Raw genomic sequence first — 19,722 nt, 5'->3', positions numbered from 1 at the left:
TTGGGTTCACACCGCCCGGGCGGCCAGGAGCGAAGTCACCTGTCTGGCGTTGCGGCACCGCAAAAGCTGCTGCGGTGTCAAGTCCACGCCGAAGGCAGTGCGGATTTCAGCCGAGACGATTTTCAGATGCGAAGGCAGAAGACCGAGCGCCAACAGGTCGCTGTTCGCATCCACATTCGCCGGTTTTTTACCCAACACGCCGAGATAGATATCCAGCACCCGGCGGTCGCCTTGATCGACGGCAGGAGCCGCAGGGGCGGAGATTTTTACCGGTTCCGTGGCACCGTTCAGCAATTCACGGGCGCGACGGCGATCCGGCTTGCCGTTGGCCGAGAGCGGCAGATCGTCGACCTTGAGAAACCGGCCGGGCACATGCGATTCCGGCAGATGGCTCCGGGCAAAATTGCGCAGATCGGCGGTCGAGAGTTCAAGACCTGGCGCAACGACGTAAAGCACGCCGATAGCCGCCTCGCCCTTTTGCTCGAGGCCGTAATCCACCACCAGAACCCGCTGGATGGAAGGATGGCGGATAAGCTCGTTTTCCACATCCGGCAGCGAAACGCGCACGCCGCGCACCTTGACGTAACCATTGACGCGGCTGGCAAACATGATCTTGCCATCCGGCCGGTAACGGCCCCGGTCTCCGGTGCGGAAGGCGCGAACGGGGTTTCCTTCCGGATCGTCGACCGTCACGAAATCCGTCTGGGTAATCGCGCCATCTTCAAGATAGCCGATTGCCACATTCACGCCGGCCGTATGGATGCGGCCGACGACACCGGCCGGGCAATGGCCGCCCTGATCGTTGAAGACGAAGTAACGATTGGCGGGCAGCGGATGGCCATAGGGCACGGCCGCCACATCTTCCGCAACGATCTCGTGCCAGATACTCCAGATCGTGGTTTCCGTCGGTCCGCCCAGCGATATCAGCCGCAGGCCGGGCTTCAATCTGCGAAGCTCTTCGACGATTACAGGCTTGATGTAATCGCCGCCCTGCGCCACGAGCCGCAGCGATGAGAGCTGGTCGCCACGGCGGCAGGAGAGAAGCATTTCGAGGATGGCCGGCACCGAGCACCAGAGCGTGACGCCATGTTCGGCCACCAGCTCGTTCCAGCGCACCGCATCCTTTTCCTCGCCCGGTTCCGGCAACACCAGCGTCGCCCCTGCGACGAGCGCGCCGAAAACATCGAAGACGGACATGTCGTGATGCAGCGGCGTGACGGAGATAAACACATCGCTATCCGTCACCGCCCATTCCGCAAGCGTGCTGCCGATGACATTGGCCGTGGCGCGGTTGGAAAGCACGACGCATTTAGGTTTGCCAGTCGTACCCGACGTGTAGAGATAAAAGGCGGGCTCTTCGCTTTGGGAAAGCGCCGCCACCTCCGCCTTGGTAACGGGCGCGCCAGCCGGTGCGGGCGCGGACATAAGCGCCGCCGGATCGACGGCGTCGAAACCCTGCGGAACGCTGCGGGCGACGATGATCGCCGGGCGGCAATTGGTCAGCAGATAGCGCAGGCGATCTTCCGGCGAGCCGGCATCGACAGGCACCCAGACCGCACCCATCAGCGCTGCGGCGAGCGTGATAGCCGTATGGTCCGGGCTGCGTGGCAGGCACACAGCAACGACATCGCCACGCCCGATGCCGCGCGCCTTAAGGCCCGCCATCGCCCCTGCCACCATCTGACCGAGTTCGCCATAAGCGATGCGCCGCCTGCCGCTGACGAGCGCCGTGCACGACGGGTCGCCCTCGAAAAGATGGCCGGCGAGCCGTTCCAGAAATGGCGGGCAGACGAAGTTTTCTTCGTCGCCGTTCAGCCGATAGTGAGACAGCTCGACAATGTCGCGTGCGTTGACGGAGAAAGCGCCGCTATTGGCGATCCCGGCAATCGCTCGTTCGATTGCCGCGAGAATATCCGCCACCGTCGCCGCATCGATCGCCTGCTCGGCATAGTCCATATCGAGCACGAGATCGCCCTGCGGATTCTGCGAAAAGCGGAAATCCAGCGCCACCTGCGGCGTCTGCGTAAGCCCGCCGGTCCATTGCATCGTCGAGCCGGATGAAAGCGTCGGCCAAGTCAGACCGTTGGTAATCACCACCGGCAAGGCGAGCCCGCCCGGATTGGCATTGAGAAGCACACGATTGAGATCGATACCCGAAAAGGCGAGATGGTTCAGCCCTTCCAGCACATCCGTCTGGAGACCCGCCGCCCGCTCCGCAAAGCTGTTCTTGGCCGGATCCCATTGGACGGCGATAAAGCTGGAGCGGTTGGCGAAGGCACCCTCCACCTGCGGTGCGACGGGGATGCCGACGACGAGCGCACCTTCGTTGAGCCAGAGCGAGAGCACATCGAGGATAACAGCCGTCAGCGCCGAATTCTTGAACAGCCGCTCTTTCGCACCGATGCGTGAAAAGGCGGTGAAGTGCTGTTTTTCCACGGTCACGCTCTGGCGGCTGTAACGCGAGGTGGGAATGGTTTCGAGCGGTGCTTTCCACGGCAGTTGCGAGGGCACCTCGGCATCTTTCAACTTTTCAACCCAATAGGCGGAATCCCTGACGCGGGCCGCCGAGATATCCTCCTTCGGCGTTCCGATCGTAGCGGGGGATTCCGGCGGCACGACACCATCGAAGAATTCCGCCGCGAGGCTCGCAATGGCCCGCCCGTCAAGGATAAGCGCGTCGAAACGCAGAAAGACCACGATCTTATGCCCCGTCGGGCCTGCATCCGGCATAAGAAACACAGTGACCTGCCATGGAGAGGCGGCGAGATCAAAATGTGCATGGGAGAAGTCCCGTCGCACCGCGTCGATCCTTGCCTCGGCTTGCGGAAGAGACAGGGCCGAAAGATCGACGAGATCGAGATTGATCTTCGCTTCGTCGGAGACGATCTGGACCAGGCGTCGCTCGTCGATGCGGGTGCGCAGGCTTTCATGTCTCGCGACCATTGCGGCAAGCCGCGACCGAAGCAGTTCCGGGTCGATATCGCCGCGATATTCGCGAAACTCCTGCATCGCAACGCCGCTGAGCGGCAGATGGGTGCCGCGCCCGAGCAGATAGGCCTGTTGCAGCGGAGAGAGAGGACGTTCCATGGGTTTTCCTTTTGCCTTGGCCACCGCTTCCGACTGCCTTGCGACAAATCGCTCCACGCTTTCACAAGCGAGATCGGGGGTTTCGGCGAGCCGGCGGAGAAGAGCGACATAGGTTTCGAACAAAGCGCGCAGCCAGCTTTCCGGCAACGCATCGAGCCGCACATCCCAGTTGATCAGCAAGCCGTCATCCACCGCCGCCACCTGCGCATCCAGCGCCACCCCCGGCCCCTGCGAGACGGTGTGGACCATCGGACCGAACACCCGCTCGACCCGTTCCGAAAAGAGCTCTCCGCCCGGAAGATCGACTCCTGCGGTGAAAACCACCGGCGAGGTCTGCAAACCACCCCGCTGACGGGAGAGATCGCGCATGACGCTGACGCCCGGATAGGACTGATGTGCGAGAAGCCCGTTCATCTCATCGAACAGCCTGCCAAGCAGCGCTTCAAGCGTTTCTTCAGGCCTGATGTCGACGCCGAGCACGAGCACATTGGAAAATTCGCCGACGATTTCATCGACCCTTTCCACCAGCGGCGCGCGCCAGAAACCCGGCACGGAAAGCCGGAATTTTTCCGCCCCCGCCGCCTCAGACAGCGCCAGTGCGAAAACACCGAGCAGAAGGGTCGATGTCGTCACGGAAAAACGCCGCGCTGTCCGCTCCAGGCTGCTACGCTCGGCCGCTGAAAGCAGCGTGGCGAGCCGGTCCGTGTGAACGGCGCGCGAGGGGTCATCGGACAGAAACGGCAGCGGCGGAGCGTCCGGAACATCGGCAAGCCGTTGCCGCCACCACAGGCGATCACTTTCGCGTAAGCCCCTCAAGTCCGGATCGGACATGAGACGTTCCGCCCAGTCGAAAAACGACGGGGTAACCGGTTCGAAAGTCCGGGTTTCGTCTGCGCCAGACGCCGTCTCGTAAAAGCGGGCAAGGTCTTCCATCACGATCCGCACGCTGGCCGGATCGACGGCCAGCATGTCTGTGTCCACATGCAGACGGCAACGCCCTTCCGGCAACAGGCTGAGCGAGATCGCCGCCGGTGCGGCAATGCGAAGATCGGCCCGGCGATGGCTCCATTCTTCGCGCTTCGCCTCAAGACGGCGTGCAAGCGCCTCCAAATCGAGTGCGGCCATGTCCTCCACATCGAGGCGGAGCGGCCGGTCGGCAGGATCTACGGACTGATGGCCTTCCGCATCGATCCTGAGGCTCAGCATGGGGTGACGCCGGCAGAGCCTTTCCACGGCAACGGCCAGTTTTTCCGCATCCACCGCCTTCCCGTCGAATTCGAGGTAGAGATGGGGCGTAACTTTCCCGAGTATTCCATCCGCCTCGCGGCCGACCCAATAGGCCACCTGCATGGGGGTTAAATTTAGCATGTGAATTTGTACCGGTTGACAAAACATGATTAGCATACTCAAGTATAAACCATCGTCAACCACTCGCACAGGAGGCATCCCATGAAAACGGGAGCACTCAGGACGAATGACGTCGAATCCGACGAAATTACTGAATTTAATAGAGATTTTCTGTTTACCTCCGGCAGCGGGCAATTGCGCGCCAAGGGCATTCGCGAAAAGATCGCGATTCCCGCCCGGGGCGGCGAAGACATTGCAAGCCCACTACAGAGGGCGCTGGCCGGCGCGTTCGAGCGAGCGCAGCGGGAGGGCGAGCAGAACCCCATCGCCATTGGCGCGATCCCCTTCGATGTCAGCGAACCTTCATGCCTGTATATCCCATACAACTATGAATGGAATTCTAGGGACGCGGAACCAATCGTTGCCGATTCGGCCATGCCAGCCCTTGTCGGCCAGAACAGCCTGCCGGACGAGAGCGGTTTCAAGCGCGCCGTCGAACATGCCATCGTCAATTTCCGCCATTCCGAAGTCCGCAAAGCGGTGCTCTCCGTCATGCGTGAACTGACTTTCGCCTCCGAGGTCAATGTCGAAAGATTGCTGGCGAGTCTGGCCAAACAGAACCGCGAAGGTTACCAGTTCCGCATCCCGCTGCCCGATGGCGGCGACCTGATCGGCGTCAGCCCGGAACTCCTGATCCGCAAGCAGGGCGAGAACATCATCTCGAACCCGCTGGCGGGATCGGCAAAACGCATGGTCGATCCGGCAGCGGACAAGGCCAATGCGGATCGGCTGTCGGCTTCGGAAAAGGACCATTACGAGCATAGCCTCGTCATCGAGGATATCCGTTCGCTGCTTTCACCGGTCTGCGCCGAACTCGATGTTCCCGAAAAACCCTCCCTCATCAACACGGCGGCGCTCTGGCATCTTTCGACCCGCATTGAAGGCCGTCTCGCCGATCCGGAAACCAATGCGCTGCAGCTTGCCTGCCTGCTGCACCCGACGCCAGCCGTCTGCGGTTTCCCCACCGAGCGCGCCCATCGCCTCATCCGCTTCGTCGAGCCTTTCGAGCGCGGCCTCTTCACCGGCATGGTCGGCTGGACGGATTCTGAAGGCAATGGCGAATGGGTGGTAACCATCCGTTGCGGCACCGTGCAGCGAGAAACCGTGCGGCTCTTCGCCGGCGCCGGCATCGTGGAGGCCTCCGAGCCCGAGTCCGAATGGGCCGAGGTGCAGACCAAGCTCAAGACCATGCTGAACGCCTGCGGTCTTTCTGCCTAATTTTTCCAGGGACAAACCATGACAATCGAATTTGAACGCTGGCCCGAGGATTTCGTTCGCCGATACCGCGAACGCGGCTACTGGATCGACCGGCCGCTGAGCGGCATCCTTACTGAGCAGGCGGAGCGCCGGCCGGATGCGACGGCGCTGATCTGCGGCGACCGTCGCTTCAGCTATGCCGATCTCGACCGGCAATCCTCCAATCTGGCCGGACATCTCTCCGCCGCAGGCATCGGCAGGGGTGATACGGCGCTGGTGCAATTGCCGAACATCGCCGAGTTCTATCTCGTCTTTTTCGCGCTCATCAAAATCGGCGCTGCCCCCGTCAATGCGCTTTTCAGCCATCGCCGGCTGGAAATGACCTCCTATGCGGAGCAGATCGCGCCGAAGCTGGTGATCGCCTCGCGCGGCCACGAGCTTTTCGCCGATGACACATTTGTGGAGGCGCTGAAGGCGGTCTCCCCGAAGCTTGCGTTGACCCTGCTGCTCGGCGAAGCCGATCCGCAGCGCAGCCTGGAGCAGAAGCTGGCCGCCCCGGCGGAAAATCCACCGGCTTACGCCCCTTCCGCCGCCGATGAGGTGGCGCTGTTCCAGCTTTCCGGCGGCAGCACCGGAACGCCGAAACTGATCCCCCGGACGCATAACGACTATGACTACAGCGTCCGGGCCAGCGCGGAGATTTGCGAACTTTCACCGCAGACCCGTTTCCTCTGCGCCATTCCGGTGGCGCATAATTACCCGATGAGCTCGCCCGGCGCGCTCGGCGTGTTCCACGCCGGCGGTGCCGTGGTCATGGCCGCCAATCCCGAGCCGCTTGCCTGCTTCGACCTCATCGAAAAACACGGCGTCGATATCGTGCCGCTTGTGCCGCCGGCGGTGGCCCTGTGGCTGCAGGCAGCCCCCGCCCATCGCGAAAAGCTGAAGTCGCTCAAGCTCCTACAGGTCGGCGGCGCAAGCTTCGCCGAAGCGCTCGCCCGCCAGGTGCCTGAGGTCTTGGGCTGCGACCTGCAGCAGGTGTTCGGCATGGCGGAAGGTCTGGTGAACTATACCCGCTTCGGTGATCCCGACCATATCGTCTTCACCACGCAAGGCAGGCCGATCAGCCCGGACGACGAGATCCGCATCGTCGACGAGGACGGCAACGACGTGCCGGAAGGTGAAGCCGGCATGCTGGCGACCCGTGGTCCCTATACGTTCCGGGGCTATTACCGCGCGCCCGACCACAGCGCCCGGGTCTTCGATAAGGATGGCTTCTATTACTCCGGCGACGTCGTGCAGCGCACGCCCGAAGGTTATCTCAGGGTCGTTGGCCGGGTGAAGGATCAGATCAATCGCGGCGGCGAAAAAGTCGCTTCGGAAGAGGTGGAAAACCTGATCCTGCGGCATCCGGATGTGACGCACGCGGCGCTGGTGGCGATGCAGGACGAACTTCTCGGCGAAAAAAGCTGCGTCTTCGTCGTGTCGCGCAATCCCGCGCTCAAGGCGCCAGCTATCCGCCAGCATCTCGCCGGTCTCGGCGTCGCGGATTACAAGCTGCCGGACCGTGTGCGCTTCATCGAGGCCATGCCGCTCACCGCCGTCGGCAAGATCGACAAGAAGCGCCTGCGCGACCTGCTGACAGCCCCCGTCGCCATCAGCGCCTGACAAGCAGCGCCAATCGAAAGGGACGTTCAAAAGAGCGTCCCCATTCCAAAGATTACGCGCCGCCCGAGCCGGCGCAGAAAAAAAACCGAGGTCATCATGACGATCCCCACCATTTCCGACTATCCGATGCCGGTCGCCGCAAGCTTTCCGGCCAACAAGACAAAATGGCAGCCCGATGCGAAACGCGCCGTGCTTCTCATCCACGACATGCAGCGTTATTTCCTGCGGTTCTACGAAGCCGACGGCAAGTTGATGACCACCCTCATCGACAATCTCGCCAAGGTGAAGGCATGGGCCGTTCAGAACGGCGTGCCGGTCATCTATACCGCCCAGCCGCATAACCAGGCGCCCGGCGACCGTGCGCTGCTGAATGACATGTGGGGACCGGGGCTTACGGTCGTCGATCCCGAATTGCAGAAGGTGGTGGACAAACTTGCGCCGACACCTGACGACGTGGTTTTGACCAAATGGCGTTACAGCGCCTTCCAGCGTTCCGACCTTGCGGAGCGGATGAAAGGCTGGGGCCGCGACCAGATCATCGTCGGCGGCGTTTACGCCCATATCGGCTGCATGATGACGGCGGTGGAAGCCTTCATGAAGGACATCCAGCCTTTCATGATCGGTGACGGCGTCGCCGATTTTTCCGAGGCCGAGCACCGCATGGCGCTGCAATATGTGGCGACGCGCTGCGGCGTGGTGATCGACACCGCAAGCCTTGTCGGCGCGGGCGAGGCCACCGGCACCCGCGAATGGCTGAAAGCCCGCGTCCTGCAAATGGTGGAGGATGAAAGCGACATCGACCCCGATGAAAACCTGATCTTCTACGGGCTGGATTCGCTGCAGGTGATGAAGCTCTCCGGCGAACTGAAGGAGCGCGGTGTCACCGTCGGCTTCGATGAGCTTGCGCGTGTGCCGACACTTTCCGCCTGGTGGGCGCTGATCGACGAAAAGCGGCTCGCAGCCTGAGCGGACGGACAAGATGACGCAACAGAGATTTACAGGACGGCGCGTGTTGGTGACGGGCACGGCCCAGGGCATCGGCCGCCGCATCGCCGAACGTTTCATCGAGGAAGGGGCCGAGGTCATCGGCCTCGACCTTCTGGCCGATGCCGCGGAGGCCCCCTTGCGCCGGATCGCACTCGACATCACCGATGCGGCGGCAGTGGAGACGGTCTGCAAGGCGATAGAGAGCGAATGGGGCGGGCTCGATATTCTGGTCAATGCCGCCGGCATTTTACGGCTCGGTGACAGCGAAAGCCTGACGCCGGCGGACTGGAAAGCCTGCATGGATGTCAACGCCGCAGGGCCGTTCTATATGCTGCGGCAATGGAGCGGCACCTTCAAGCGGCAGAGGCGCGGCGCCATCGTCAATGTCGGCTCCAATGCCGCCGTCGTGCCGCGCATCGGTATGATGGCCTATTGCGCTTCCAAGGCGGCGCTGGTCAGCCTCAGCCATTGCGCCGCCCTTGAGCTTGCGCCCTATGGCGTGCGCTGCAATGTCGTCTCCCCCGGATCCACCGATACGCCGATGCTTGCCGGCATGTTGAGCGATCCTTCCGGCAAGGACCGGCTGGTCGCCGGCCTGCCCGAACAGTTCAAGCTCGGCATTCCGCTCGGCAAGATCGCAAGGCCGGACGATATCGCCGATACGGTGCTGTTCCTCGCCTCCGATCAGGCCGGCCATGTGACGATGCAGCAGATCGTCATCGATGGCGGCGCAACGCTTGCGGCTTAAATTCGAGCCGTTGGATTGAGGGTGAAGACTATGGCCGTCGCAACGGCGTTTCATCGCAAAGCCTTCTCCGGCGATCCACCCGAGGCCTTCTGGCCTTGGCCGGACGACAGCTGTGATTGCCATTGCCTCACCCTTCGTTACAACGCCGATGAAGGCTGCGGCGGCGAGGTCCCTCCCTTGCCGCCGCAGCTTTTGCGTGCAACGCCAAAACGCAAGGCGGAGTTCATCGCCGCGCGCAAGTGCGCGGCAGAAGCCATCCGCCGCCTCACCGGCCGCTCCACCTTTCCCGGCATAGGTCAGGACCGCGCGCCCCTCTGGCCCGAAGGCGTGATCGGCGCGATTTCCCACAGCCAAGAACGCGCGATTGCCATTGCCGGCTCTTCCGAGCGGTTCCGCGGCATCGGCATCGATATTGAAAAGCTCCTGAGCGAGGAGGAAGCCCGCGATATCGCCACACAGGCCCTAACCGCTCGTGAACGCCATAGCCTCGGCAACACCATCGACCCCTTCATGACCGGCCTGATTTTCTCGGCAAAGGAGAGCCTGTTTAAGGCGCTTTATCCGACAGTGAAACGGTTTTTCTTTTTCGAGGCGGCGGAATTATCCGGCTTCGACGACAACGGCTCTGCCTCGCTGCGGCTGACCGCCGACCTAGGCGGTGAATGGCCCGGCGGAACGGAGATTCCCTTCCGTTTCTGCCGCTTCGACGGCTTTCTCGTCACCCGCATCCTGATCGGGCGCTGACGAAAAAAGTCGCCCTGGCGCAGGGAAACGACCACCGATACCGCCCTTTCCGTCATCCGCATGAAATATTGGGACGGTAGGGACCTTGCTGGAATGATTCCAAACAAGCAACGGTGGAGACAGACTATGACCGACATCGATACGAGCAAATTGTCCTGGGACGAATGGGACGAACTGCAGAACCCGCCGCCGGCCGAAACCGACTTCGACCGCGTGGTTGAAGCCGCGATTTCCCGCCGCGGCTTTCTCGGCGGCGTGCTTGCCTTCGGTTCGGCCGCGGCCGCCATGGGCACGCTCGGCAACCTGATGAGCAGCACCTCGGCTGAGGCACAGGAAGCCGCCGTCGGCCGTTTCCCCTTCAAGCCGGTTGCCGCCGCCACCGACCACACCATCCATGTCCCGGAAGGTTATAACTGGAAGCCGCTGGCGAAATGGGGCCAACCGCTGTTCTCCAACGTTCCCGATCTCGACCCCGCCAAGGGCGTCAGCGTTGAAAACTCCGACAAGGTCTTCGGCGAAAACACCGACGGCATGGAACTCTTCGTCGTCGGCAGCCATCAGCTGATCGCCGTCAACCATGAATATGTAAACCCGGAAACCAACCTGCCGCACACTGACAAGGGCAACCCGAAGACGGCCGACGACGTGAAAATCCTGCAGAACATGCAGGGCGTGACCGTCATGGAAGTCGCGGAAGATGAGGACGGCTGGGAGATCGTTCTCGACAGCCCCTTCAACCGCCGTATCCACCACAATACGCCGATGAAGCTTTCCGGCCCGGCCGCAGGCTCCGATCTCGTCAAGACCGCCGCCGACCCGAAGGGTGTCGACTGTCTCGGGACCTTCAACAATTGCGGCGCCGGCCGCACGCCCTGGGGCACCTATCTCACCTGCGAAGAAAACTTCAACGGCTATTTCGGCACCACCGACGCCGCCTTCAAGCTGCCTGACGACTACAAGCGTTACGGCATCGTCGCCGAGACGCGCTATGCCTATGAGAAGTTCGACGAGCGTTTCGACGTTGCGAAGAACCCCAACGAACCGCGCCGCGCCGGTTACGTGGTCGAGATCGATCCTTCGGACGCCTCCTCCACCCCGATCAAGCGCACCGCGCTTGGCCGCGTCAAGCACGAAAACGCCGCCGTGGTCATCGCCCGCGACGGCCGTGTCGTCGTTTACATGGGTGACGACGAGCGTGGCGAGTTCCTCTACAAATTTGTCTCCAACGGCATCTACGTGCCGGGCGGCGACACCTCCAAGCTGCTTGACGAAGGCACGCTTTACGTCGCCAAGTTCTCTGACGACGGCGCTGGCGAATGGCTCGCCCTGACACCTGAAACCACCGGCATGAAGATCGACGAAATCTGCGTCTTCACCCGTCAGGCCGCTTCCAAGGTCGGCGCGACAACGATGGACCGCCCGGAATGGGTCGCCATCAACCCGGTCGCCATCGAAGCCTATTGCGCGCTGACCAACAACAGCCGCCGCGGCGAAATGAAGGACGGCAAGCTGCGCGCAAACGCCGGCGGCGACGCCATGGCGATCAACGCTGCCAACCCGCGCGAAAAGAACGAATACGGCCAGATCGTGCGCTGGTATCCGGAAAATGACGACCATGCTGATGGCAAGTTCAAGTGGGACCTGTTCTGCATGGCCGGCAACCCCACCGTCCACAAGGACGCCTATGCGGGTTCTTCGAACATCAACGAAGGCAATATGTTCAATTCGCCTGACGGCATGATGTTCGATAGCACCGGCCTGCTCTGGATCCAGACCGATGGAGAGGACAGCAACGAAGGCGCCTTCGCCGGCCAGGGCAACAACCAGATGCTGGCGGGCGACCCGGCCACCGGCCGCATCGAGCGCTTCCTCACCGCCCCGAAGGGTTCCGAAGTCACCGGCCAGACATGGTCCGGCGACAAGCGCACCCACTTCGTCGGCATCCAGCATCCCGACGCCCCCTTCCCGGATGGCGAAGGCAAGCTGCCGCGTTCGACGATCATCGCCATCAAGCGCGATGACAATGTGAAGATCGGCTAAGCCATAGACGTATTGGCAGCCGGACCGCGACGGAAATCGCGATCCCGTTTCACCATAAGACGCCGCGCGGCCGAAGGGACGCGCGGCGTTTTGCCGGGTTGCGAAGGCATGTTTGCGAAGCGGCACATGTCCACGTCCTCATCTCGGACAGCCCCTCCCTCATTGATCACACAGTTGCTCCAGGCCCGTACGCCCCGCCATGGAACGCAGGAGACTGTTTACGACGCAAGGCGCCCGCCGGCATATTCCGCATCGCGGCTTGGCGGCTTGGCGGCTTGGCGGCTTGGCGGCTTGGCGGCTTGGCGGAAGAATGCTCTGCGCACTTTATAAGCAAAGCAACGCCGTGCATCCTTAGAGATGCACGGCGTTGCTAATTGGATCGCACTATTTCGTCCAATGGCGCACCAGATCTTGCCTTTAGGCTTCGCGGAAGGTGCGGTTCGCCTGATCGAGCAGGGGTTTGAGGAAATAGGACAATACGCTTCTTTCGCCTGTCGTGATGAGGGCTTCCACCGGCATTCCGGGCATGAGGCTGAATTCGCCCAACCGCTTTATCTGCTCCTGCGAGCTGGCGACGCGCACGAGGTAATAGCTCGTGCCCGTTCGCTGATCCACCGTCACGTCAGCCGAGATACGCTCCACAGTGCCTGTGATTTCCGGCGTCGTTTTCTGGTTGAAGGCGGAAAAGCGCAGGTTCGTGGTCTGGCCGTAAAATATCTGGTCGATGTCCTGCGGCGCGACCTTGGCTTCCACCACCAGCTTGTCGACTTCCGGCACGATCATCATGATCTGTTCGCCCGGCGCAACGACCCCGCCGACAGTGTGTACTGAAAGTTGATGCACCACCCCATCCTGCGGCGCGAGAATATCGACACGTTTCAGCTGGTCTTCGGCCGCCACCCGGCGTTCGACATATTCGCCGATGCGGGCATCCATTTCGCGCAGATCGGCCCCCACCTCTTCCGACCATTGCTCGTCGATCTGAAGAATTTGCAGCCTGGTTTCGCTGATCTTCGCCTCGACCCCGGCAATGCCAGCCATCAGCCGGCCGATGTCGCCATCGATATCCGTGGCCTGACGCTCTAGCGTACTGAGCCGGCTTTTTTCCATCAGGCCTCGCTCGTGCAGGGAGCGAAAGCGGTTCAACTCCTCGCCGACCATGCCCTGTTCGCGGAAATTCGCAGCGCGCTCGGCATCCATGCCGGCAATCTCATCGCGAAGCTGCTGCACACGCTGTTCGAGCTGGCGTTTTTTGCTTTCGCCAACGGCCTTGCGGTTTTCATAAAGACGCTGTTCGGCATTCATCAACGCGGCCATCTCGGCATCGGCGGCTCGCCCAAGCAGCGCTTGCGGGAACACGACCTTGCCGGCGCGGTCACGCTCGCTCTCCAGCCGCGCCTTGCGGGCGTTGAATTGATCGAGGCTCTTGACGATGATGGCCAGATTTGCCCGCGTCATCGTCGCATCGAGGCGATGTTTTCGGCAATGGTGCCGTCCAGCAGTTCGATCGCCTGCGGCATGTAGCCGATGTGGCGGGCCAGCGCTTCAGCCGGCCATTGGTCCAGTGTCGCGCCATCCAGTCGAACCGAGCCTTTGAGCGGACGCCAGAGCCCGACCAGCAACCGCGCGAGCGAACTTTTCCCCGAACCGCTGGCCCCGATCACGCCAAGGGCGCTGCCCGACGCAAGCGTGAAGGCGACAGAGGACAGGACCTGATCGAGACGATCGGAGATGCGCACCAGCAGGCGGCCGCGCACGGCATCGAACAGACCCTGAAACACATAAAGCGCCACCACGATGGCGAACAGGGCCAAGAGCGTCGGCAGGCTGCGGCTCGGCAACACGCGGTCATAGACCTCCATCATGAAGAGCGAGCCGGTGAGATAAAGAATATTGACCAGAGCGCTCATGAGGCCGACGCCGATGAAAGCGACAGCGCAGCCCGCAAACACACCCCTGATCTGACGCACATTATTATTGGCGGATTGAAAACGCATTTTTACTATCCATTGAAATCGCGGCGACAGGATCAGCCGAGGCGGCTGGCGATCATGTTTGAAGAGGTCGTCATCTCCTGGCCTTCCTTGCACGACACGGATCGGCCCGAGGGCCATGTCGGCACGCCTAGTGGCGAAGGCTAACGGGCGGATGACGGATTCGCGATAAATCGTAGACGCGCCATAGTGATTTCCCATGCCCGCCATCGGTTTCCCAACGGGGTCGCGGAATCAGCAGTCCACCCAACACTGTCTTTGATGAATCCCAGGCGGGATCGCCGCCCGGATTTCCGGCACGCAGGAGCAAAATTGCGTCAGGCGTGACGATCCGGTGATCGGCGACGGGCTTTATTCCAATGAAGCCCGGTAATGCCCGAAGCTATATGCCGCCCATGCAGAGATATTTCATTTCAAGATAATCCTCCATGCCATGGCGCGAACCCTCGCGGCCGATGCCGGATTGTTTGACGCCGCCGAAGGGCGCTGCCTCCGACGACATGCGGCCCGTATTGATGCCGACCATGCCATATTCCAGGGCTTCGGCGACACGCCACACGCGCTTGAGATTGGAAGCGTAGAAATAGGCAGCCAGACCGTAGATCGTGTCATTGGCTTCGCGCACAACCTGCTCCGCATCCTCGAAACGGATGATGGGGGCGAGCGGGCCGAAAGTCTCTTCCTGGGCAACCCGCATCGTGCCTGTAACCCCGGTGACGACCGTGGGTTCGAAAAAGGTTCCGCCGTTCGCGGCGCGCTTGCCGCCGCAACGGATTGTGCCGCCTCTTGCGCTGGCGTCGGCCAAATGCCCCTCGATCTTGTCGATGGCGTGGCTGTCGATCATCGGGCCGATGGTGACAACGGGATCGAAGCCATCGCCGACCTTCAACTCGGCCACGCGCGCGACGAATTTCTCCGCAAACTCATCATGAACCGCCGACTGCACATAGATGCGGTTGGCAGAGACGCAGGTTTGGCCGCCATTACGGAATTTCGCCTGAATGGCGCCTTCCACGGCTTCATCAATATCGGCATCGTCAAAAACGATGAAAGGGGCGTTACCGCCCAGTTCGAGGTTGAGCTTCTTGATCTGCGGCGCGCACTGGCTCATCAGCAGCCGGCCAACTTCGGTCGAGCCGGTGAAGCTGATCTTGCGTATTTTGGCATTGGCGCACAATTCCGCACCGACGTCGGCGCCGTGGCTCGCATAAATCAGGTTGAGCGTCCCCTCCGGAAAACCGGCGAGCCGGGCCAGCACGAACATGGCCCCCGCCACCAGCGGCGTCTGTTCGGCGGGCTTCAGTACGATGGCGCAGCCGGCCGCAAGTGCGGGCGAAATCTTGCGAGCTACCATGGATGCGGGAAAATTCCACGGCGTGATCGTGCCCACCACACCCACTGCCTGCTTGATAACGAGCATCCGCCGATCGTTGGAAGGGGCGGAAATCGTTTCGCCATAGATGCGGTTCGCCTCCTCGGCATACCATTGCACGTAAGCGGCGGCGTGGGAGACTTCGGATTTTGCTTCCGCCAGCGGCTTGCCCATCTCCGCGGTCAGCATCGTTGCGAGGTCATCCGAATGAAGCACGATCAGCTGGTGCCAGCGTCGCATCACCGCGCTCTTGTCCTTGGCCGGCAGGCTCGCCCATATGCCCTGCGCTTCGGCCGCGCGGTCAATCGCCTCCCGCGTTTCCAGAGCCCCCATATCCGGCAGCCGCGCAAGCTGCGCGCCGGTCGAAGGATTGAAAACATCAAACTCCGCGCCCGACCACGCCCGGTCGCCGAAAGTGACGCCCGCGAGATCGGCAAACAGATCTGGCCGGGCAAGCCTGTCGAGGAGAGCAGGAAAAAGCGACAAGGACGGTTCCCCCTTTGACACAACGACCCGAACAGGCCGACACACCGCTATTTTAGCGACTGACCGCCGGTTGAAAGGCGCCGGCACCGGTGGTAGCGCCGTGCCCGAAAAACGTCAATATTGCGCGTGTATTCGCAGCAATCGATCAATAAAATTCATGATTCATCGCACAATATCGAACCGGAGATCTGACAGCCCCCGTCATTTCAGGCATGTCCACCAGCGCACCGGCCGGCCCTTCGGTGACCCTGGGCTGAACCGCAATTCACGCCACGCGCCTTTGCCAGCCGGGAGGTCCCTTCGCGAAGGCGGCCTTCACCCACCTTAGAACCGCGACATCGTCAGGTGGCAGGGTGGTGTCGACATCGAAAACTGGCGCGAGCCCTGTCGGTTCAGCTCTGGCCTCAAGCGCAATGAGTTCAGGGATGTAGCTTTCGCCCGGATGGCCCGGCAGCCTGTCCGCGAGACGCGCGCGATACCGTTCCGCTACGACCTCGGCAGGCGCATGGCACCAGATTTCTGCGAGTTCCGCCGCATCTGCTTTCTCAAGGTGCTCCTTCAACAACTCGATGGGCTGAAAGCCGAACCAAGCATCGACGATGAAACCCGACCCTTCCGGTGCGTCTTTTATGATTTGAAAGATCGCCTGATAACTGGCTTTGCCAAGCGTCCGATTGAACAGCCGGTCGACACCCTCGATATGCTCAAGGAAAGGGTTCTTGATCGTGTCCAGCGCCAGCACCGGCCAGCCCGTCTGCTGCGACAGCATACGCGCCAGAGTGCTCTTTCCGGACGCCGGGATGCCGTTCACGAAGACGATATGTTTGCCCCTCGTCTTTGCCGGCACGGCGGGCGAGGTTTCCACAAGCCGGCGCGCCATCAGGCCCGCGCCGATCATGCCGGCGTCATCGCCAAGCGCTGCCGCACGTATGTCCGTCGAATACCAGCCTTGCGCCCTGGGTAAGAAACCGAGCGCGGTAACCGCCGCCTGTCCCATACCGCCACCCAGCAGAAATACGGCGGGATCGAAGGATGCCGACAATGTACCGATGGCCGCACGCAGGGGCCCGGCCCAGTTGCGCAGCACCTCAAGCGCCCTTTCGTCGCCTGCCCGGGCCAATTGCAGAATATCGTCGAAACGGGTTTCCGCGGGATAACCTGCTTCCTCGATATGACGGCCAAGCGCCGTACCGGAGGATTCCGTTTCGACGCAGCCGCGCTGGCCGCACACACATTTGCGACCGTTGTGATTGACGATGATATGGCCGAGCTGACCGGCGCTCTGCCTGCCCTGCACGATCCGGCCGTTTTCCATGGACGCACCGCCGATGCCGGTGCCAATGGTCAGCATGACCGCGCTGGCAGCCCCCGCCGCCGCTCCAACGGCGGTCTCGCCCACCAGCGCCATGCTGCAATCGTTGGAGATCGCCACCGGGCGATTGAAGGTCTTTTCGGTCAAAGCCTTGATATCGCAGCCAGACAGATCGAGATAGCCGCCGGAGAGTACCGCGCCGGTTTCCCCATCGACACGGCCGGGGACACCGATACCAATGGCAAGGACGTCGGGAGCATCCATCTCCGATATCAGACCGAAGATCAGCTTGATCGCCGTCGAAGGGTCGCGGCTGCCCGACACGATCTTCTTGCGCAGAATTTCACCCTGCGGTGAAATCCGGGCGGCGCGAATATTCGTGCCGCCAATATCTACACCAATGGTGCAATCTTGCATGTCCATCTCCACCCACTGGTTTCATGCAGCCTTGCTGTTCTGACCCCGATAATAACGCGAAATCACCGCCTGGATATCGCGCAACCGCGACACGGCCACGCTCGAGAGTTTTTTCTGTGAAACCGCCCGGTCAAGAGAAATGCAGTCCTTCCACAGCGATCGACCGGCTATGACGCCGGAAGCGCCATTCTTCATCGCCGCTTCAACCTGGCCCAGAAATGTCTCGTGATCGACCCCCGCCGACAACACAGCCCAGGGAACATCGCCTGCAATTCGTGTGATTTCAGCGCAGGCTTCCTCAGAACCCGGATACGGGATTTTCAGCACCTTGGCGCCAAGAGCGAGGCAGGCTTCAGACCCCTGTCTGATGAGCATGGGAATTCTCGCCGCGTAATTTTCCGCACTTTCCCCCTCCAGCCGGTAGGTGAGGAATTCGACGACCAGAAGCAGGTTTTCACGGGCGAAATCCTCGATGTGCGCCTTCAGCGTTTCGAGATTTTTCGTATTGGCGGCCGGCGTGTCCATTCTGAGATAGACCATGATCTTGCCGCCGGTGCCGCCAAGTTCCCGCACCCGCCGGGCATTGACGCCATCGACAATCTTCGAAATCCGGTAACCTTCCGGCGAGGTGTCCCAGCCCGAAGCATCGATGCCGATCAAAAGCGCCGTGTCACGGGGAAGGAGATCGTTGTCGACCAGTTTGGGTACGGCGCAGATGGGATCAACCAGCACGCAACCGGCATGGGCGGCCAGAAACCTTGTGATATCAGCCTTGGTATCGCCCAAGACATCGTTGCCGATGGACGCCTGTTCCTCGGGCGTTGCGGCCAGCAGAGAGCGCATGCCGCCGCGCTGATCGCAGGCGATCACCATCATCGCGCCATTGGCGCCGCAAATCTGGTGGTATCCGCGTCGTTCCGCTGTTGTCATGGCTGTCATGGTGTAATCTCCGACTCCGCTGTCTGGTCAGCATTTGTTGATGGAATGCCCGGCGAGGATCGGAAAAAACGCAATATTCAACCGCGACGCGCCCGGCGAAGGACGCGTCCTGAAACAGCCAAAAAATGTCGGGCTTTCAGTGCATTGCGGTTTTGTGGGTTTTCAGCGATAACTCCTCCAAGGCGTGTTCTTGTAACACGTTTCAGAAAGGAATTGCAAGATGCCTCCCCAACCAGCCCAGGAAACACCGGCAACACGCGCCATGATCCATATGGTGGCCAAGCTGCATTATGAGGCCGACATGGCCCAGGTGGATATCGCCCGGAAGCTCGGCGTATCGACGGCAACCGTGTCACGCCTGCTGCAAAAGGCCCGCGCCATCGGCATCGTGCGCATCGAAGTGCTCGATCTCGTCTCCCCCGAAGATATAACCGAGAACCTCATTCAGGCGCTGGGCCTGAAACGGGCGGCGGTGATCGACACACCGGCAACCGGTGTGCTTGGCGCACTGGCCGCGCCGCTTGGCGCCCTGTTGAAAGAGGAAGGCCTCGGCGCGGGGTCGGTTATCGGAATAGGCTGGGGACGTGCGGTACGCGAAGTGCTCACGGCGGGTCTGATACGCATTCCGGGCATTGTGGCCGTGCCGATGAATGGCGGGATGCAGCAGGCAGCGGCGCATTTCCAGATCAACGAATTTACAAGACAGGCGGCCGAACAACTGGGGGGGACACCGCATTTCCTGCACGCCCCTTACCTTTCGTCGACGACATTGCGAGACGCGTTTTTGAACGACCCCGGCGTGCAGGAAACCACCGGCCTCTGGGACCGGCTCGACTGCTGCATCGTCGGCATCGGCCTGCCGCATGCCATCAACCCACCCGAAGCGAGCGCCGCCACCAATAACGAAAAAAGTCTGGGCGCTGTCGGCGATGTGATCCGCCATTATTTCGATATTGAGGGGCATCCGCTGGCCTGGGATGGCGAGGAAAGAATGATCGCCGCCTCACCGGATCAATTGCGCAACACCAGGCTGTCGATCGGCGTTCTGGCCACGGTGGAAAAGGCAGCGGGCGTCATCGGCGCAGTGCGTTCGGGCATGATCAACGCCGTGGTGACCGATACCGCGACCGCACAGGCCATTCTCGACCTTCTGCAAAGAAACGGCGGCGCGGCGGCCTGACCGTCACCGCCCTCTGAAAAGCGCACAAAAACGCAAGAAATTATTTTCAGGAAGAAATTTCACTTGACGGACGCACTTTGCGGGCGTGAATATAATTTTCAGCCGGTTTATGGAGGATTTGCCGGCGTGAAGAATTCAGCTCACATA

At 61.5% G+C, this 19,722-nt stretch carries 12 protein-coding genes and 1 pseudogene; 7 read left to right on the top strand and 6 right to left on the bottom strand.

What is annotated here, in order from left to right; translation table 11 throughout:
• Window positions 1-6: 6 nt before the first annotated feature.
• Window positions 7-4,455, bottom strand: coding sequence for an amino acid adenylation domain-containing protein (locus tag PL597_RS16065; RefSeq protein WP_271365713.1), 4,449 nt, complete (start codon window positions 4,453-4,455; stop codon window positions 7-9).
• Between the two features lie 81 nt (window positions 4,456-4,536).
• On the opposite strand from PL597_RS16065, the gene PL597_RS16060 reads away from it, so the two are divergent.
• The 6 genes from PL597_RS16060 (at window position 4,537) to PL597_RS16035 (ending at window position 11,875) form a co-directional block, all read left to right on the top strand.
• Window positions 4,537-5,712, top strand: a complete 1,176-nt coding sequence (locus PL597_RS16060; RefSeq protein WP_137411925.1) for an isochorismate synthase — start codon at window positions 4,537-4,539, stop codon at window positions 5,710-5,712.
• Between the two features lie 18 nt (window positions 5,713-5,730).
• Window positions 5,731-7,356, top strand: coding sequence for a (2,3-dihydroxybenzoyl)adenylate synthase (locus PL597_RS16055; RefSeq protein WP_137411924.1), 1,626 nt, complete (start codon window positions 5,731-5,733; stop codon window positions 7,354-7,356).
• A gap of 96 nt (window positions 7,357-7,452) precedes the next feature.
• Window positions 7,453-8,322, top strand: coding sequence for an isochorismatase (locus PL597_RS16050; RefSeq protein WP_137411923.1), 870 nt, complete (start codon window positions 7,453-7,455; stop codon window positions 8,320-8,322).
• Between the two features lie 13 nt (window positions 8,323-8,335).
• On the top strand, window positions 8,336-9,091 hold the full coding sequence (gene dhbA, locus PL597_RS16045; protein ID WP_271365711.1) for a 2,3-dihydro-2,3-dihydroxybenzoate dehydrogenase: 756 nt from the start codon (window positions 8,336-8,338) through the stop codon (window positions 9,089-9,091).
• Between the two features lie 30 nt (window positions 9,092-9,121).
• Window positions 9,122-9,835 (top strand): 4'-phosphopantetheinyl transferase family protein, encoded by a 714-nt coding sequence (locus PL597_RS16040; RefSeq protein WP_149148295.1) that lies wholly within the window; start codon window positions 9,122-9,124, stop codon window positions 9,833-9,835.
• Window positions 9,836-9,961: 126 nt separating this feature from the next.
• A complete protein-coding gene (locus PL597_RS16035; protein WP_137411921.1) occupies window positions 9,962-11,875 on the top strand; it encodes a PhoX family protein in 1,914 nt (637 codons plus the stop codon).
• 417 nt (window positions 11,876-12,292) lie between these two features.
• Here the strand turns inward: PL597_RS16035 and PL597_RS16030 are convergent, their stop codons facing one another.
• The 5 genes and pseudogenes from PL597_RS16030 to PL597_RS16010 all read right to left on the bottom strand — a co-directional run bounded on the left by PL597_RS16030 (window position 12,293) and on the right by PL597_RS16010 (window position 18,395).
• Complete coding sequence (locus PL597_RS16030) at window positions 12,293-13,333, bottom strand: HlyD family type I secretion periplasmic adaptor subunit (RefSeq protein ID WP_246669697.1); 1,041 nt, start codon at window positions 13,331-13,333, stop codon at window positions 12,293-12,295.
• 11 nt (window positions 13,334-13,344) lie between these two features.
• A pseudogene (locus PL597_RS16025) lies at window positions 13,345-13,872 on the bottom strand (ATP-binding cassette domain-containing protein); the annotation flags it as partial.
• 379 nt (window positions 13,873-14,251) lie between these two features.
• On the bottom strand, window positions 14,252-15,682 hold the full coding sequence (locus PL597_RS16020) for an NAD-dependent succinate-semialdehyde dehydrogenase (RefSeq protein WP_246666599.1): 1,431 nt from the start codon (window positions 15,680-15,682) through the stop codon (window positions 14,252-14,254).
• Between the two features lie 310 nt (window positions 15,683-15,992).
• Window positions 15,993-17,456 carry an ROK family protein gene (locus PL597_RS16015; RefSeq protein WP_137411919.1) on the bottom strand — a complete coding sequence of 488 codons (1,464 nt, stop codon included), beginning with the start codon at window positions 17,454-17,456 and terminating at the stop codon, window positions 15,993-15,995.
• Between the two features lie 21 nt (window positions 17,457-17,477).
• Window positions 17,478-18,395: a tagatose-bisphosphate aldolase gene (locus PL597_RS16010; protein ID WP_137411918.1), complete on the bottom strand. Its 918-nt coding sequence runs from the start codon at window positions 18,393-18,395 to the stop codon at window positions 17,478-17,480.
• 262 nt (window positions 18,396-18,657) lie between these two features.
• Here PL597_RS16010 and PL597_RS16005 point away from each other — a divergent pair, with 262 nt between their 5' ends.
• Entirely contained in the window at window positions 18,658-19,575 is a 918-nt protein-coding gene (locus tag PL597_RS16005; protein WP_137412202.1) for a sugar-binding transcriptional regulator, read from the top strand.
• Window positions 19,576-19,722: the final 147 nt, after the last annotated feature.

The sequence above is a fragment of the Agrobacterium sp. ST15.13.013 genome, assembly GCF_027956525.1.
GTDB lineage: Bacteria > Pseudomonadota > Alphaproteobacteria > Rhizobiales > Rhizobiaceae > Agrobacterium > Agrobacterium salinitolerans.
Note: the sequence above shows the minus strand (reverse complement) of the source record. Positions and strands in the feature narration are given on the sequence as shown.